The organism is Legionella navarrensis (assembly GCF_052527415.1).
In genome coordinates this window covers 65,776-80,725 of the sequence record NZ_JBNVZR010000014.1, presented here as the reverse complement: position 1 = coordinate 80,725, position 14,950 = coordinate 65,776, and the positions used below count along the sequence as shown (strand labels likewise).

Below are 14,950 nucleotides of genomic sequence, written 5' to 3'. Positions count from 1 at the left end.
ATTCTGAGCGTTCGTAACTCGATTCAGGCAGGTCCTGATGCTGTGTATAAAGCACAGCACGTAGGCCAATGAGGCCGTTTTCGTGCCGGGAATTTAGATGCGCTTATCCTGGAATCTGTTATGCCGGACGTGTTGCTGGATGAGCTAAGCGTGTATTATCAGGATTTACCTACGAGACAGGCATGCTCAAAAATAAACAGAATAATCAGTCAATTGATTCCCATACAACACGCATTTACATCATCCGGCTGGCGCTATTCACCTTAGCAGGTCTGCTTCTGCTCTGGTTTATTCCACCCATTCCGCAGTGGGCCGGCTATCATGCCTTTGCTGATAGACGGATGTTTTTTGGGATCCCCGGTTTCTGCAATGTTACCTCCAATGCGCTTTTTGTTCTGACAGGGGTTCTGGGCTTTATTTCTCTGCGCCGCAAATTTGCTCGTGCTGAATTTATCCAATGGCAGGAAGCGATACCATTTGTTGCGGCGTTTGCAGGTCTTATACTAACCGGTATTGGCTCGGCCTATTATCACTGGTCGCCTGATAATGCGAGCCTCATTTGGGACAGACTGCCCATGACACTTGTGTTTACCAGTACCATCGCAATAGTCTGGATGGAGCGGGTTGATTTTCACAGCGGATTGCGTCTGCTGCTGCCCTTTATCCTGATGGGTGCCGGCAGCGTTATTTACTGGGCATGGACAGAATCACAGGGCATGGGCGATTTAAGGCTGTACGGATTTGTGCAGTTTTATTCGTTACTCCTGTTGCTTGTCTTGCTGTATTTATTTCCGAAGCCCAAAGCCACCTTGCCGGCTTATCTTGGCATGGTGTTTTTTTACATCCTTGCCAAGGGCTTTGAATACGCAGACACAGCGGTTTACAAGATGGGGGGATGGGTAAGCGGCCATACTCTGAAACATATAGCCGCCGCAGCCAGCGCCTGGTGCCTGGTCGTGTTACTCAAGAGAATCAGGTTCCGGCTTTAACTGGTACATCAATGTTTTCCTCTATGCGCTGCATCATATACGGAAAAAACGGGTTGGATGACAGGCGCAGGATGGCATCGAGGCTGATAACCAGAACATTACGTTCCCCTCTGGTGGCCGTGTTACCCAGTTGAACACCGTAGTTTTCAGCCGGATCTGGATTCAGGCCATACAGGCCATCACTGACTGGAAAGGGCAGAGCCACATGTGACAGAGAGTACACGCCCTGTGGCCAGGATAAATCCAGAGGCTGAACGCGTTCATCGGTGAAGCCGGCTTCCACCGTGCGTGCCTCCACCTGGCTGCTGCTGTTGCTGACGTTGCTGATAATGGTGCTGCGAAAGGTTCTGGGCGCGTTATTCAGGTAACGTCTGACCGCAGTCGTTGAGGAAGGGCGTAACAGCAATCCGAAGCGGGTGGCCCGGTTCAGGTCAAACAGGACGAGCTCGCTGCCGTTGTTTGGGAGCAGCGCATAAAAGGCTGTGACAATTGCCCGCGTGCTTACCGTAAAATCGACAACCGATTGAAAGGTAAGTACAGGCGGCAGCTCTCTCAGCTTTTGTCTGTCCGAGAGATCCTGAATCTGCTGTTGCAAGGCGGTGGTCAGGCGGTGAGACTGGCGTGCGCCGTTGATAGGAAATGAGTTGTATTTGAAAGGGTTGAATTCGGGCAGTATGCTTAGCCAGGCGGCCTTTGCAAATGGGGGCAATATGGCTGGCAGAGCCGCAAAACCGGCAAAGCGCGCAAAACGCGTGATGCCTATCATGGGTGAGATCAGAATAATCCTGTCGGCCCGGGCTAACTGAGTGTCGTCAAGGGAATCCAGTGCATATTTCAAAGCCAGAGCACCACCATTGGAAAATCCGACCAAATGCAAGGGCCTTGAGGGACCGGCCAGCTTTCTGGCTTCCCGTATCGCCAGGCGTGTGGCTGCCATCCAGTCTTCCCAGGTGACATCACTTAATCCGGCAGGAACGGTTCCGTGTGCGGGCAGGCGAATAGCGACTGCGACATACCCATGTGCCACGTAACGTCGGGCGATATGACGCAGACTGTAGGGCGAATCGGTCAGGCCGTGCAGCATGACCACGGCCCCCTTAATCTCTCCCTGGGGCATCATGATGTACGAGCGATTCCAATCGGTGCTGAATTTTTCCGGATATATCGGGCTGCCTTCGTAGTAACGATTGTCCAGTACCTGATCTTTGGCGTCGAGCTTGTCTGTTACGTTACGCTTAATATCTTCAAAAAGGGCTTCTTCGGCCTGAAGATAGCCTGCCCAGTCCATCTTATCCAGCTTTTTGGCATGTTGTTCGCTGGGAACGTAGGTGTGCCAGAGTCTCAATGGCTTACCGCGCTGCGATTCGCAGGCACGAATGCCAAGCAGACAAATGGCCACCAGCAGGAGGAGTATCAGGGCAGATTTTGTGTATCGCAGCAGTTCCTTTGCCATCGATTGTTCCTTATTCTACGGGTTGTGCCAGCCATCCTGATAAAACTTCAATAATTTTTGTGGCCTGATCATCACTGGAAATATTAAATTTTGATTTCATCCAGTACTGATTGTTGCGTTTTTGGTAGCGTCGAATGGAGTATTTTACCGGTCCATAGCTTTGTCTGGCGTTATCCCAATCCTGATAGCGATATAAAATGGTGGTCCATGCGCCTTTTGATAACACGTGTTTGCCCAGTTCGCGGGTGGTTTCGGTGCCGTCTTCTGAAAAGGCAATGGTCAGGTCGTCTATGGTTTCACTCATCAGGTCAATCTCTCTGGTTTCAGGTTTAGTCGATGGATTGTAGTTTGCCGTCAACAAATGTCAAGCTGACCGTCGGCTGGTACTGGCCTGGCTGATACAGCCATATCTGGGGTTTGGTGAGGCTGGGGATCGGCTGGTAAATGAATGACTCGTTGGTCAGTGCCGGTGATCCACAGGCATTGTAGACGGCTGAAACCGGCGCGCCTATCGCAATATTGGCGCCACCACAGATAGAAAAAGCGTTGGTGCTGCCGCCGTTCAGGGTGATAGAGGCTACTTTATTATTGATGACATTCACCTGCAGCTGAGCGCCGCTGTTGTTGGTGGCCACGTTGATGGAGATGTTTCCGTATGAAACCTGGGGTGCACCCTGGTTGTTATACACCAGTTGCAGCATGGGTACTTTTTTCATGACGGGGTTATTGGAGTTCTGCTTGCTTAAAGGCTGTCCGCAGGCCGCTATCACCTGATCCTGACTCATGCCAATGTTGATATAGCCCGCCCGCTGCGGACAATAAAGCGATTGCGCAGACCACAGTGGCGATGACAGAACAAGCAGTACACCCATGCTCAGGCCTTTATTCATTTTTGCCTCCGGAATACCTTCTTATACTGTTAAGTATATACCTTTTTCAGGCTACACCAGGGGCAGGGGCATGGAGGCACTGATAAACAGGGTGATAACTTTCAGGCCAGCCAATACGATAATCGGCCCAAAATCAAAACCGGAGATGTCGGGTATGATTTTTCTGCCCAACAGCAGCAGAGGGTTCGTGACGAGTTTCAGAATATCGGCGGCTGGATGCCGTTGCCACTCTGGATTCACCCAGCTGAGAATAACCCGAATCAGCAGGGCATAAAACAGCAGATTACAGGGCTGCACAATCAGGTCGGCAGCAACGAACAGAATAAGATAGAGCAGAGGCAGGGTTGTGCCGTATACCAGCCAGCCAAGGAGCAGAAATTTAATAAATTCAATGACAACAATAACCAGCAGAGTCAGCCAGTCGTATTGCGGCAGACGTTTGCCAGCGTAGAACCTGGTTTCCAGCGTTTTGAACAGAGGGCTGGTCAGACGGTAAATGGCGTGCCCCATGGGGTGCAGCGCACTGACTCTGAAATAGCGAAGCGCAATCCGCAGCCATAAAACAAATAACACCAGACTGAAGATCAGCGTTACCAGAAAATAAGCCACACTTAAAATACCCGCCAAAATAAATACCTCTCAAAAATGATTAAAGCCTTGTTCAGGAACCTTTGTGCTCTCTGCCCATTGCCTCGGCACGATCATGGGCGGCTGTCATGGCTTCGAGCAGCAGCGCGTCCAATCCGCGCTGCTGCAGTATAGCGACAGCAGCGGCGGTTGTGCCAGCCGGAGAGGTAACTTTTTTTCGCAGCTCTTCCGGCGATTGAGCCGATTGCTCGAGCAGCGCCACCGCTCCTGACAGCGTCTGGCGAGTGAAGGCATGAGCCTGTTCGCTCGACAGCCCCAGTTTTTCGGCAGCCGATTGCATGGCCTCCATAAACAGGTAGACATAGGCAGGGCCGCTGCCTGACAAGGCTGTAAAGGCGTTCATGTCGCTTTCCCGGTCTATCCATGTGCTCAGGCCAGAGCACTGGAAGAGGCCGTCAATCAGATGTTTTTGAGCATCATTGACGAAGCGGTTGGCTATCAACGGGGTAGCTCCCTTGCCTACGGCAATAGGAATATTCGGCATGCAGCGCACGATGGCCTGGCCAGGCCGGCAGCTGCCTGCAAGGCTGTCCAGTGAGATCCCGGCGGCGATGGACAGCAGCACGCAGTCAGCTGGAATTTTATCCTTAATGCCTGCCAGCACCTCCGCCACTCTGGCTGGCTTGACTGCAAGAACCAGCACATCAGCTCCGGCAAGATGGCTGTCATTGTCAGGAGAGGTGTGGATGCCCTCGTCATTGACGGTCTGAGACAGAGAGGGTGAGGAGGCCGACAGCCTATAGCCGGGCTGCTGCCTTAATCCTTTTGCGATACTTTTAGCCATGTTGCCATAACCAATAAAACAGATATTTTTCATGATCGTTCACCAAAAATGGCCCGTCCAACACGGACAATGGTACTGCCGGCACGGATGGCAGCCTCCAAATCGTCGCTCATGCCCATGGACAGTGTATCCATGTTCAGATGCAGGCTTTCATTCAATTCGTTTTGAAGGTTTCTCAGCCGCAGCAGGCTTTCATACTGTGCGTTTCTGTCCTGACGGGGTTTGGGTATGGCCATCAGGCCGCGTACAGCGAGATTAGGCAGGGACTGAATGTGTTTCAGCAAATCGGCTGCCTGCTCGGGAGGCACGCCGGATTTCGCCGGCTCATTATCCAGATTGATGGACAGACAGATATTCAGTGGCGGGAGATTCTCTGGCCGATGAGCCGACAACAGGCGCGCGATTTTTTCGCGGTCTACGCTGTGCACCCAATCCATATGGCGGGCAATATCAGCGGCCTTGTTGCTTTGAATGGGGCCGATAAAATGCCAGATGATGGACAGATCGTATAGTTCGTTTTGCTTGCCCTGCACCTCCTGCCAGTAATTTTCGCCAAACTGCCTGAGACCTGCTGCATAGGCAGAGCGAATAACCGATGAGGGCTGGCCTTTGCTGACAGCGAGGAGGGAGATGTCACCTTCCTTACGCTGACTGTGCTGTGCCGCGATGCGGATGCTCTGTTGAATTCTTTGTATGTTGTTGATAATAGACATAATATCCTGCACCTGTTACGGGGCCATGAGTGATGTGGGAACGAATAAATCAGATCTCCGTCATTGCGGACGCCCCGGTTGTTCTGACTGCCTTGCTGAGTTACTCTAATCTTATCAGTTTGATTGTCAAGGATGCGTAAATGAACATTGCCGAATTATTGGCTTTCTCCGTAAAAAACCGCTCGTCGGATTTGCATTTATCGGCCGGCATGCCGCCGATGATTCGCGTCGATGGCGATTTACGCAGGATTAATGTTCCGGTTCTCGATCACAATGCCGTAACCAGGATTGTCTTCGATATTATGAACGACAGTCAGCGTAAGGAATTTGAAGAGCATCTGGAAACGGATTTTTCCTTTGAAATTGATGAACTGGCACGTTTCCGGGTAAACGTATTTACTCAGTCGCGCGGAATGGGCGCGGTATTTCGAACCATTCCCACGGTCATTGTGGGCATGGATGAACTGGGTTTGCCACCGGTGTTCAGCGAGATTGCCAATTATCACAAAGGCCTCGTGCTGGTTACAGGGCCTACCGGCTCCGGTAAAAGTACCACGCTGGCTGCCATTGTCGATTTCATCAACTCCAATCGTCACAGCCATATTTTAACGGTTGAGGATCCCATCGAGTTTGTGCACCCAGGCAAGAAATGTCTGGTCAATCAGCGGGAAGTGCACCGGGACACGCACAGTTTCAACGCAGCTCTGCGTTCGGCCCTGCGTGAAGACCCGGATATTATTCTGGTGGGGGAGTTGCGTGACCTTGAAACCATCCGTCTCGCCATGACGGCTGCGGAAACAGGGCATCTCGTGTTTGCCACACTACATACCAGTTCCGCTACCAAAACGATTAACCGAATCATTGACGTCTTTCCTGGTGATGAAAAATCCATGATTCGTTCGATGCTGTCTGAGTCGCTGCAGGCCGTTGTTGCGCAAACTCTGTTGAAAAAAATCGGTGGTGGGCGTTGTGCCGCACTGGAAATCATGATCTGCAATCCAGCTATTCGAAATCTGATTCGTGAGGACAAGGTGGCCCAGATGTATTCCACTATTCAAACGGGGCAGACCCTGGGCATGCAGACGCTGGATCAGCATTTGACGCAACTGGTGCAGGAAAACAAAATTACCAAGCACACGGCGAGAGATGTGGCACTGAACAAAACGATGTTTTGACAGCCGCCCCCGGATTCGCAGCGCAAGATCCGGGGGCGGGCTTTAGTCAGGCGTTTTTCTGCAGGTTAATCAAGTCGCGAATTCCGCCTTCCGCCAAATCGAGCATGGTGTTCAGCTGGCTGCGATTAAAACTGCGATCTTCTGCCGTTCCCTGAATTTCAATAAACTCTCCGGCTTCGTTCATTACCACGTTCATATCGGTTTCTGCCAGCACGTCTTCGGCGTAATCGAGATCCAGAACCGGTTGACCGCGATAAATACCAACCGACACGGCAGCAATATAATTGAATGCGGGCATTTTCCGCAGTTTTTCTCTTGAGACCATCCAGGACAGGGCGTCTCTCATTGCTACGCAGGCGCCGGTGATGGCTGCGGTTCGCGTACCGCCATCGGCCTGGAGAACGTCACAATCGATCACAATCGTATTTTCACCCAGTACTTTCAGATCAACGCAGGCACGCAGGGAGCGGCCGATTAGTCGTTGAATTTCCAGGGTGCGTCCACCTTGTCTGCCCTTGCTCGCTTCGCGATCACAGCGACTGTGCGTGGCGCGGGGCAGCATGCCATATTCAGCGGTGATCCAGCCCTGATTTTTCCCTTTTACGAACCTCGGGACACCGTCCGTTACAGAGGCTGTGCACAGCACCCGTGTCTGCCCAAATTCGACCAGAATCGATCCTTCAGCGTGATTGGTGAAGTTTCGGGTTATCTGGATTTGACGTAACTGATTTGGTTCTCGATTACTGGGGCGCATGATGGTTCCTCGATAAGAGCAAAAGTCGCTAGTATAGCCTGTAGATTTTCATTTGCACAATTTTAGTTTATAGTCTGCCAGATTTGAACACATGAGGATTTCTCGTGACCCAAAGCATGACGGCTTTCGCCAGAGTAGACGCAGCAATCGACGGGATGAATTTTTCCTGGGAACTTCGCTCCGTTAATCACCGCTATCTGGATGCTTCCTTTCGTCTGCCGGATGCCTGGCGTTTCCTTGAAACCGATCTGCGAAGCAGCCTGCGCGGTCAGGTGCAGCGTGGAAAAGTGGAGTGTCAGCTCAAGGTTCTGGACAACAGCGTTGATGCCCGCGATATCCGCATCAATCACGAACTGGTTGACACACTTCTGGCCGCAACAGACGCGCTTGCGGACTCCCGGCAGTTACAAAATGATATCACCCTGTCTTCCCTGTTGGCCTGGCCGGGTATTGTACAATTTCTGCCGCGCGATGTTGAGCAGCTGGCGCCATCTGTGTTAAAACTGTTTCATGATGCCCTGATGCAGTTACATGCTGCCCGTGCCTCTGAGGGTGCCGCGCTGCAGCAGCATGTGCAACAGCGACTGAACCTCCTCCGCGACGAAATCAGCAAGGCCCGTGCGCTGTGCCGTGATCATGCCCTGACGACGCGCGACAAAATCCTGACGCGGCTGTCCGCTCTGGCAATCGAGGTCGACAGTGGCCGCCTGGAGCAGGAAATTGCCCTCATACTGACTCGGCTGGATGTCAGCGAGGAGCTGGATCGCCTCGATACTCATGTGGTGGAAATTGAGCAGGCTCTGGCCAGCAGCGAACCCGTTGGCAGACGCCTCGATTTTTTAATGCAGGAATTGAATCGTGAAGCCAATACGCTCAGCTCCAAGTCAGACTCGGCCAGTCTGACTCAGTGCGCGGTTGAGATGAAAGTACTGATTGAACAGATGCGCGAACAAATCCAAAATTTAGAGTGAATAAACGATGACAGGTATTGTAAACGGAACCCTATACATAGTAGCCGCACCGTCTGGAGGTGGAAAAACCAGCCTGATAAGGGAGTTGCTTTCTTCGGTCGAGGGTATTGAGGTTTCGGTTTCACACACCACCCGCAGTCCGCGACCCGGTGAGCAGGATGGGGAGGATTATTTTTTTGTTGACGAAGCCACCTTTGTCGACATGATCAGTCAGAATGCCTTCATTGAGCACGCACAGGTATTTGGCCAGTATTATGGAACGTCGATTGCTCAGATAAAAAACCGGCTGGCTGCTGGAATTGATGTGGTTCTGGATATCGACTGGCAGGGCGCTCAGCAGATAAGGCATCTGTTTTCAGATGCCACCAGCATATTCATTCTTCCCCCAGACCGGCAGGTGCTTCGACAGCGTCTGCAGAATCGCGGGCAGGACGATGAAGCCGTGATTAATGCGCGTATGCAGCAGGCCAGGGATGAGATGAGTCACTACGCCGAATTTGATTACCTGCTGGTGAATGACGATTTTTCCCGGGCGGCGCTCGAGTTGCAGTCGATTGTGGTGGCCAATCGCCTTAAAACGGAACGTCAATCGGCAAAAATTGGAAAATTACTATCATTATTGCTCACATAGCAGTAAAATAGGAGTTTTGTACTTGGACGAGAAACATGCGTGTGCGCTTGAACGCCCATGCCTTGGTCTGAAAAAAATATATTTATTGGTCATTATGTAATAAGGTTGGTAAATTATGGCTCGTGTAACCGTAGAAGATTGTCTGGAACATGTTGAAAACCGTTTTGAACTGGTTATGGTAGCCACACACCGTGCGCGACAGATTGCTGTTCGTGGTGCCCAGCCTGGTGTTGAATGGGAAAATGACAAGCCAACGGTTGTGGCCCTGCGCGAAATAGCGGCCGGCCTGATCAAGGCGGACATCCTGGACAAGGAATAATATAAACCACGGGGTCTGTCAAAGGCAGGGAGAGAGTGCGGCATGGGCTACTTTAGTGAGCTACGAAGAGAGCTTAAGACCTACCTGGATTCCCGTGATGTTGAAAAATGCTACCAGGCTTTTCTGGTAGCAGAAAAGGCACATGAAGGTCAGATGCGGCGCTCGGGAGAGCCCTACATCAGTCATCCCGTTGCTGCGGCTCTGATTCTTGCAAAAATGCGTCTCGATTATCAGACCATCATGGCTACCCTGCTGCACGATGTGGTAGAAGATACCGCCATCAGCAAAGAAGAACTAACCCGTTTATTTGGCGAAGACATCACCGCGCTGGTCGATGGGGTGACCAAATTAACCAAAATCAAGTTTGAATCCAGAGCCGAGGCGCAGGCTGAAAATTTTCGCAAGATGGTTCTGGCCATGGTCAAGGACATCCGCGTTATCATCGTCAAGCTCGCCGATCGTTTTCATAACATGCACACCCTTGGCGCCATGCCCTACAGAAAACGTCGCCGAATTGCTATCGAAACCCTGGAAATTTACGCCCCGATTGCCAATCGTCTGGGCATGCATGCCATTTATACCGGCCTCGAGGATCTGGGGTTTCAGGCTCTGTATCCCATGCGCTATCGCGCCATCAAATCCGCGTTTGAAAAAGCCCGGGGCAACCGGCGTGAACTCACTCAGAAAATTGAAACCGATTTGCAGCATGCCCTGCAGCAGCTGAATATCCCCTACGAGCAGGTATTCGGCCGGCAAAAGCATCTGTACAGTATTTACCGCAAAATGCGGCAGAGAAAGTCGTCTTTTGCTGAAATAACGGATGTATTTGCCTTCCGTGTAATCACCGAAGACATCGATTCCTGTTATCGTGTTCTGGGTGCCCTGCACCGCACCTACAAGCCCGTTCCGCAACGCTTCAAGGATTATATCGGTATTCCCAAGGCAAACGGATACCAATCTCTGCATACGACCCTGTTTGGACCCTTTGGCGTTCCTCTGGAAGTGCAGGTGCGAACGCGGGAAATGGACAACGTGGCCGACAATGGGGTGGCGGCGCACTGGATTTACAAGTCGTCTGGTCTGGAAGTGAACGAAGCCCAGCTTCGCGCCCGTGAATGGGTACAGCGTCTCCTGGAAATGCAGCGCAGCACAGGGAATTCTCTTGAATTCATTGAAAACGTAAAAATCGATTTGTTTCCGGATGAGGTGTATGTTTTCACGCCCAAGGGGCACATTATGGAATTACCCAAAGGCGCTACGCCGGTTGATTTTGCCTACACGGTTCATTCGGATGTTGGGAACAGCTGCGTTGCCGCTAAGGTCAATCGTCGCCTGGTACCTTTAAGTATTCCTCTGACCAACGGTCAGACCGTTGAAATTATCACAGCAAATGGTGCGCATCCCAATCCGGCATGGCTCAATTTTGTGGTGACCGGTAAAGCCCGCAGCAACATCCGTCATTTTTTGAAAAGCCAGCATCATGCTGAAAGTATTGCGCTTGGCCGCCGGATGCTGGAGCAGGCGCTGGCTGAACTGGCGTGTGACTATGCGAAGATTCCTCCGGAATCTCTGCAGGCACTGCTGCGTGACCTGCATTATAAATCGGTTGATGAGCTGCTGTATGAAGTAGGAACGGGTAATCAATTGCCAACGGTTATTGCCCGAAGGCTGGTGGTGGCTCAGGAAGCAACAGATGTTATTTCCATCAAAAACAAACCCTTATCCATCAAGGGAACGGAGGGCATGGTGGTGCATTTTGCCGACTGCTGCCAGCCTATTCCCGGTGATAATATTGTTGGACGTTTTCAGCAGGGCCGCGGTATTGTGGTGCATGCCAGTGATTGCCAGCAGATTACGCAAAACCGTAATAATCTGGAGCAGCTGGTTTCCCTGCGCTGGGATGAAAATGTGGAAGGTGAGTACTGGGTAGACATAACCGTTGACGTCCACAATGAACGGGGTGTTCTGGCAACATTGGCAACGGCCATTGCCGAAGCAGGCTCTAATATTGGTAATATTAATGTTGATCCGCGCGATGGGCGGCATAATGCGGTCACATTTTCAATCTCCGTTCTCAATCGAACGCACCTTGCGCGCGTAATGCGCCGCCTGCGCGCCAATAGCGTCGTCTTACGCTTATATCGAAAAAAACCAGGAGAATAGTGCATGCAGGTGATACATACCTCGAAGGCGCCAGCCGCCATTGGTACTTATAGTCAGGCCATTCGATGCGGTAATACCGTTTATCTGTCCGGGCAGATTCCTCTCGACCCGACCACCATGATGATGGTCGGAGACGACATTACCCGGCAGATCGAGCAGGTGATTCGCAATCTGGCGGCTGTGTGTGAAGAGGCTGGCGGCAGTCTGGCCAACATCGTTAAGCTGTCTGTTTATCTGACGGATTTGAGCCATTTCCCTCTGGTTAATGCCGCTATGGCGGCTCATTTCACCGAGCCTTATCCCGCTCGTGCTGCCATTGGCGTACTCTCTTTACCGCGTGGTGCGCTGGTTGAGATGGATGGGATCATGGTATTGCCATAGCATAAAAAAAAGCCCGTATCGGCCAGGCCAGATACGGGCTTATGAGAGCGTCTGTTAATCGTGATGTGCTCTCTTTTTTTCCTTATGTTTTATCAGCTGGCGATCCAGTTTGTCCATCAGTTCATCGATGGCAGCGTACATATCTTCGGATTCGGCACGTGCATGAACTTCACCTTTCGCAATAAAAATGGTTGCTTCGGCAATCTGAGCCAGCTTTTCAATATTAAATACCACGTTAATGGATGTTATTTTGTCATAATGACGACCAAGTTTTTCAAATTTATCTTCCGTAAAGGCTCTGAGCGCCGGTGTCACTTCGACATGATGACCGGTGAAGTTAATTTCCATGATATTCTCCTTATTAAAAACTAACTGCGAATTATTTTACGTTCATTCGATGGTGCGATGTTAAGTGCCTCACGGTATTTTGCCACAGTACGTCTGGCAATCTGTATGCCCTGAGAACCAATGAGCTGAGCCAGTTTGCTGTCACTCAAGGGTTTTTTGCGATTTTCAGCAGCAATCAACTTCTTTATTATAGCTCGAATAGCCGTAGACGAACATTCTCCGCCGTCGGATGTGGCTACGTGACTCGAAAAAAAGTATTTTAATTCGAATACACCGCGCGGTGTGCGCATGAATTTTTGCGTGGTTACACGCGATATGGTGGATTCATGCATGTCGAGCGCCTGGGCTATGTCATTGAGAATCAAGGGTTTCATCGCCTCATCACCTGACTCAAAAAAATCTTTCTGGTAATCAACAATGCAGCGGGCCACTTTCAGCAGGGTTTCCTGACGGCTTTGAATGCTGCGCAGAAACCAGCGCGCTTCCTGCAGATTATTTTTTAAAAACTGATTGTCGGCACTGTTGTCAGCGCGTTGAATCATCGACGCATAGTGATCATTGATGCTTAATCGTGGCAGAGTATGCTGATTTAAGAGAACCTGCCATTCGCCATTGACTTTTTTGACCGTGATGTCAGGAATCACGTATTCTGTTGTGTGTTGCTGAATAATGCTGCCGGGTTTTGGGTTCAATCGCTGAATAACCTGCAGCACACGGTTCAACACGGTTTCATTGATTTGATATTCCTTCATCAACTGACGATAGTTATGCTGCCCGAGCAGTCCTATGTGGTCTTTGATAATACGTTTTGCCAGTTCCACGTCATCGTTACCCTCCGGCAGCTGGGTCAGTTGAGCCAGCAGTGTTTCCGCCAGATTGCTGGCCGCGCAGCCGACAGGATCAAAATGAAGCAAACGGCGGCGTACGGCTTCGACTTCATCCAGATCAATGGGGTGTGATTCGCTGTTCAGGCTGGCATGCAGGTCTTCAATCGACAGCGTCAGAAAGCCGCTGTCATCAATGGCATCGATCATCGTGGTCGCAATGGCGCGATCCACATCGCTCATCGGGGTCAGATCCAGCTGCCAGCGCAGGTGATCCTGCAGATTGGTTGTTGTGCAGTGCAGATTATCGTAATTGTAATCGTTATCATCAAAACTGCTGCGTTTACCGCTGTTGTACAGCTGAGACCATTGAAAATCAGCGAATTCATCGTGAACGGGTCGCTCTTCGACGCCGGATTCCTCTTTTTCTTCGTTTGGAGTGGATTCCAGCATGGGGTTGGATTCAACTGCCTGTTGAATTTCAAGCTGTAAATCGAGTGTAGATAATTGCAGCAGTTTGATGGCCTGTTGAAGCTGCGGCGTCAGGGTAAGATTTTGACTGATATTAAGCTGCAATGATGGTTTCATGCAAGTCCTCTTTGAATCATCGCTTTAGTCTTAAGTTTAACTGATCTCGTGCGATTATCCAGTGAGAAAGCGGTATCAGGGGCAAAAAACTTCAGGATGAGCCGTGCTCATCCTGAGGGGGGAGTTATTTTCAGGGAGCAGGCTGCGGAGCCTGTTTATCTGCATCCTCGTCAGTGATTCCCTGGTCCGGCACATGCTTAACCAGCGCAGCAAGTTTCTGTCCGCCAGATGAAAACAGTCGATGAGGATTTTGGCCCTCGGCTCTTTTTTGTTCTGATATCGCATTCGATTTCACGGTCAGTATCGTAAGCGCGACAGCCCAGCCCAGGCCGGCACCAATAACCGCGCCAGCCGCAGCCCCGGCAGGACCGCCAATGGCAAAACCAATCCCGGCAAACACGCCACCCAGTACGACACCAGACAGAAAAGCCACTATTTTAGAGCGAAAAGACAGATCCTTAATGTCATCTACAGGGAACCGCTGGGCTGACTGATTCCAGTCCTCCAGTTGTCTAATGAAGAGGTTGGTATTTCGCATTGAGGGATACGTATCGGCCCGATTCGCCAGCTCAATCAGCGTTTCCGTTGATTTTATGAACTCTGTAATGACCTTTGACTTGTATGGGTCGCTGACCGCCTGTTTTTGAGCTGCGCGTGCGATGCGCATCATTTTATTCACATCGTCCTGAGCTTCTGCCAGTCGTTTATTCAGGCGCGTATTTCTGATGATGTTCAGGCTTTCCGTGGACAACTCATCGCTCTCAATGTCGCTGATATCCTCGTCATGGTGCCCATGCGCCATGGTACGGTTTTGTTGGGACAGGGCAGGGGAGAAGCAGGCAATCTGCACCCAGCTGCAAGTCTTGTCATCAATGAGGTCTGTGCCAAACAGGAGCGAATCGTTGTTTTTATCCTCTTTCTCCTGCGACTCCGTCAGCTCCTCCGAGAGCAGCCCTTCGTCCAAAACGTACAGGCGTTCTCCTTTCAAAACAGTATTCAAAACGAAAGCACGCCTATCTTCATCGCTCTCCCTGCGCAGCAGAGTTGCCAGAATATTTTTTTCACGATCAGTGGCTTGATCAAGAGCATGCATATTCTGAATCAAATTCTCTGTCGGCAGATGTTCAACAATAATTTTAGTATCAGCTTCAGTATCTCTTGGCATGGCATCAATCCAGTAATGATTAAGAACTGTACATATTGTAGCAATCGAATATTAAGGAAATATGAAGAGCGAAGGTCTTTATTCAGTTTCGCTCAATATTGGACAATTCTGTCCATCATTTGTCCTCCCCGCGCAGGAATGACAGACCGGAGTT

17 protein-coding genes are annotated in these 14,950 nt (G+C 50.8%); 7 read left to right on the top strand and 10 right to left on the bottom strand.

Features of this window, described 5'->3' with window-relative positions:
• Positions 1–182 precede the first annotated feature (182 nt).
• The gene (locus tag ACQUTA_RS09610; protein WP_444988021.1) at positions 183–989 is read left to right on the top strand and encodes a ceramidase domain-containing protein; all 807 of its coding nucleotides are present in this window, start codon (positions 183–185) and stop codon (positions 987–989) included.
• Here the strand turns inward: ACQUTA_RS09610 and ACQUTA_RS09605 are convergent.
• Genes ACQUTA_RS09605 through ACQUTA_RS09580 form a run of 6 tightly spaced genes read right to left on the bottom strand, consistent with a single transcriptional unit; the run spans position 973 to position 5,477 of the window.
• Positions 973–2,442: an alpha/beta hydrolase gene (locus ACQUTA_RS09605; protein ID WP_444988020.1), complete on the bottom strand. Its 1,470-nt coding sequence runs from the start codon at positions 2,440–2,442 to the stop codon at positions 973–975. The two genes, ACQUTA_RS09610 and ACQUTA_RS09605, sit on opposite strands and share 17 nt — an antisense overlap.
• A 10-nt stretch (positions 2,443–2,452) precedes the next feature.
• Positions 2,453–2,746: a hypothetical protein gene (locus ACQUTA_RS09600; protein WP_444988019.1), complete on the bottom strand. Its 294-nt coding sequence runs from the start codon at positions 2,744–2,746 to the stop codon at positions 2,453–2,455.
• Between the two features lie 25 nt (positions 2,747–2,771).
• The gene (locus ACQUTA_RS09595) at positions 2,772–3,332 is read right to left on the bottom strand and encodes a DUF2845 domain-containing protein (RefSeq protein WP_444988018.1); all 561 of its coding nucleotides are present in this window, start codon (positions 3,330–3,332) and stop codon (positions 2,772–2,774) included.
• 51 nt (positions 3,333–3,383) lie between these two features.
• Positions 3,384–3,959: a YggT family protein gene (locus tag ACQUTA_RS09590; protein ID WP_444988017.1), complete on the bottom strand. Its 576-nt coding sequence runs from the start codon at positions 3,957–3,959 to the stop codon at positions 3,384–3,386.
• Between the two features lie 34 nt (positions 3,960–3,993).
• Positions 3,994–4,797 carry a pyrroline-5-carboxylate reductase gene (proC, locus tag ACQUTA_RS09585; RefSeq protein ID WP_444988016.1) on the bottom strand — a complete coding sequence of 268 codons (804 nt, stop codon included), beginning with the start codon at positions 4,795–4,797 and terminating at the stop codon, positions 3,994–3,996.
• The gene (locus ACQUTA_RS09580; protein WP_444988015.1) at positions 4,794–5,477 is read right to left on the bottom strand and encodes a YggS family pyridoxal phosphate-dependent enzyme; all 684 of its coding nucleotides are present in this window, start codon (positions 5,475–5,477) and stop codon (positions 4,794–4,796) included. The genes proC and ACQUTA_RS09580 overlap by 4 nt, the downstream gene beginning before the upstream one ends.
• A 140-nt stretch (positions 5,478–5,617) precedes the next feature.
• Between ACQUTA_RS09580 and ACQUTA_RS09575 the strand changes: the two genes are divergently transcribed.
• A complete protein-coding gene (locus ACQUTA_RS09575; RefSeq protein WP_444988014.1) occupies positions 5,618–6,652 on the top strand; it encodes a type IV pilus twitching motility protein PilT in 1,035 nt (344 codons plus the stop codon).
• 46 nt (positions 6,653–6,698) lie between these two features.
• Here ACQUTA_RS09575 and rph read toward each other — a convergent pair whose 3' ends face one another.
• Positions 6,699–7,406 carry a ribonuclease PH gene (gene rph / locus ACQUTA_RS09570; RefSeq protein WP_444988013.1) on the bottom strand — a complete coding sequence of 236 codons (708 nt, stop codon included), beginning with the start codon at positions 7,404–7,406 and terminating at the stop codon, positions 6,699–6,701.
• 104 nt (positions 7,407–7,510) lie between these two features.
• Here rph and ACQUTA_RS09565 point away from each other — a divergent pair, with 104 nt between their 5' ends.
• From ACQUTA_RS09565 to ACQUTA_RS09545, 5 genes are all read left to right on the top strand, one after another.
• Positions 7,511–8,377, top strand: coding sequence for a YicC/YloC family endoribonuclease (locus ACQUTA_RS09565; RefSeq protein WP_444988012.1), 867 nt, complete (start codon positions 7,511–7,513; stop codon positions 8,375–8,377).
• 7 nt (positions 8,378–8,384) lie between these two features.
• Positions 8,385–9,008, top strand: a complete 624-nt coding sequence (gene gmk / locus ACQUTA_RS09560) for a guanylate kinase (RefSeq protein ID WP_444988011.1) — start codon at positions 8,385–8,387, stop codon at positions 9,006–9,008.
• A gap of 115 nt (positions 9,009–9,123) precedes the next feature.
• A complete protein-coding gene (gene rpoZ, locus ACQUTA_RS09555; RefSeq protein WP_444988010.1) occupies positions 9,124–9,327 on the top strand; it encodes a DNA-directed RNA polymerase subunit omega in 204 nt (67 codons plus the stop codon).
• Positions 9,328–9,369: 42 nt separating this feature from the next.
• Positions 9,370–11,490, top strand: a complete 2,121-nt coding sequence (gene spoT, locus ACQUTA_RS09550; RefSeq protein ID WP_444988009.1) for a bifunctional GTP diphosphokinase/guanosine-3',5'-bis pyrophosphate 3'-pyrophosphohydrolase — start codon at positions 9,370–9,372, stop codon at positions 11,488–11,490.
• A 3-nt stretch (positions 11,491–11,493) separates the two neighbouring features.
• Positions 11,494–11,871 (top strand): RidA family protein, encoded by a 378-nt coding sequence (locus ACQUTA_RS09545; RefSeq protein WP_444988008.1) that lies wholly within the window; start codon positions 11,494–11,496, stop codon positions 11,869–11,871.
• A 54-nt stretch (positions 11,872–11,925) separates the two neighbouring features.
• Here ACQUTA_RS09545 and hpf read toward each other — a convergent pair whose 3' ends face one another.
• The 3 genes from hpf to ACQUTA_RS09530 all read right to left on the bottom strand — a co-directional run bounded on the left by hpf (position 11,926) and on the right by ACQUTA_RS09530 (position 14,796).
• Complete coding sequence (hpf, locus tag ACQUTA_RS09540) at positions 11,926–12,219, bottom strand: ribosome hibernation-promoting factor, HPF/YfiA family (protein WP_444988007.1); 294 nt, start codon at positions 12,217–12,219, stop codon at positions 11,926–11,928.
• Between the two features lie 20 nt (positions 12,220–12,239).
• The gene (locus ACQUTA_RS09535) at positions 12,240–13,631 is read right to left on the bottom strand and encodes an RNA polymerase factor sigma-54 (RefSeq protein WP_444988006.1); all 1,392 of its coding nucleotides are present in this window, start codon (positions 13,629–13,631) and stop codon (positions 12,240–12,242) included.
• A 130-nt stretch (positions 13,632–13,761) separates the two neighbouring features.
• Entirely contained in the window at positions 13,762–14,796 is a 1,035-nt protein-coding gene (locus ACQUTA_RS09530) for a hypothetical protein (RefSeq protein WP_444988005.1), read from the bottom strand.
• Between the last annotated feature and the right edge of the window lie 154 nt (positions 14,797–14,950).

Bases quoted from the DNA above. Each gene is read 5' to 3' on its own strand.
- ACQUTA_RS09580 (WP_444988015.1), bottom strand. From the start codon at position 5,477: ATGTCTATTATCAACAACATACAAAGAATTCAACAGAGCATCCGCATC.
- ACQUTA_RS09595 (WP_444988018.1), bottom strand. From the start codon at position 3,332: ATGAATAAAGGCCTGAGCATGGGTGTACTGCTTGTTCTGTCATCGCCA.
- spoT (WP_444988009.1), top strand. From the start codon at position 9,370: ATGGGCTACTTTAGTGAGCTACGAAGAGAGCTTAAGACCTACCTGGAT.
- rpoZ (WP_444988010.1), top strand. From the start codon at position 9,124: ATGGCTCGTGTAACCGTAGAAGATTGTCTGGAACATGTTGAAAACCGT.
- ACQUTA_RS09610 (WP_444988021.1), top strand. From the start codon at position 183: ATGCTCAAAAATAAACAGAATAATCAGTCAATTGATTCCCATACAACA.
- hpf (WP_444988007.1), bottom strand. From the start codon at position 12,219: ATGGAAATTAACTTCACCGGTCATCATGTCGAAGTGACACCGGCGCTC.
- ACQUTA_RS09575 (WP_444988014.1), top strand. From the start codon at position 5,618: ATGAACATTGCCGAATTATTGGCTTTCTCCGTAAAAAACCGCTCGTCG.
- ACQUTA_RS09600 (WP_444988019.1), bottom strand. From the start codon at position 2,746: ATGAGTGAAACCATAGACGACCTGACCATTGCCTTTTCAGAAGACGGC.
- gmk (WP_444988011.1), top strand. From the start codon at position 8,385: ATGACAGGTATTGTAAACGGAACCCTATACATAGTAGCCGCACCGTCT.
- proC (WP_444988016.1), bottom strand. From the start codon at position 4,797: ATGAAAAATATCTGTTTTATTGGTTATGGCAACATGGCTAAAAGTATC.
- rph (WP_444988013.1), bottom strand. From the start codon at position 7,406: ATGCGCCCCAGTAATCGAGAACCAAATCAGTTACGTCAAATCCAGATA.
- ACQUTA_RS09545 (WP_444988008.1), top strand. From the start codon at position 11,494: ATGCAGGTGATACATACCTCGAAGGCGCCAGCCGCCATTGGTACTTAT.
- ACQUTA_RS09535 (WP_444988006.1), bottom strand. From the start codon at position 13,631: ATGAAACCATCATTGCAGCTTAATATCAGTCAAAATCTTACCCTGACG.
- ACQUTA_RS09605 (WP_444988020.1), bottom strand. From the start codon at position 2,442: ATGGCAAAGGAACTGCTGCGATACACAAAATCTGCCCTGATACTCCTC.
- ACQUTA_RS09530 (WP_444988005.1), bottom strand. From the start codon at position 14,796: ATGCCAAGAGATACTGAAGCTGATACTAAAATTATTGTTGAACATCTG.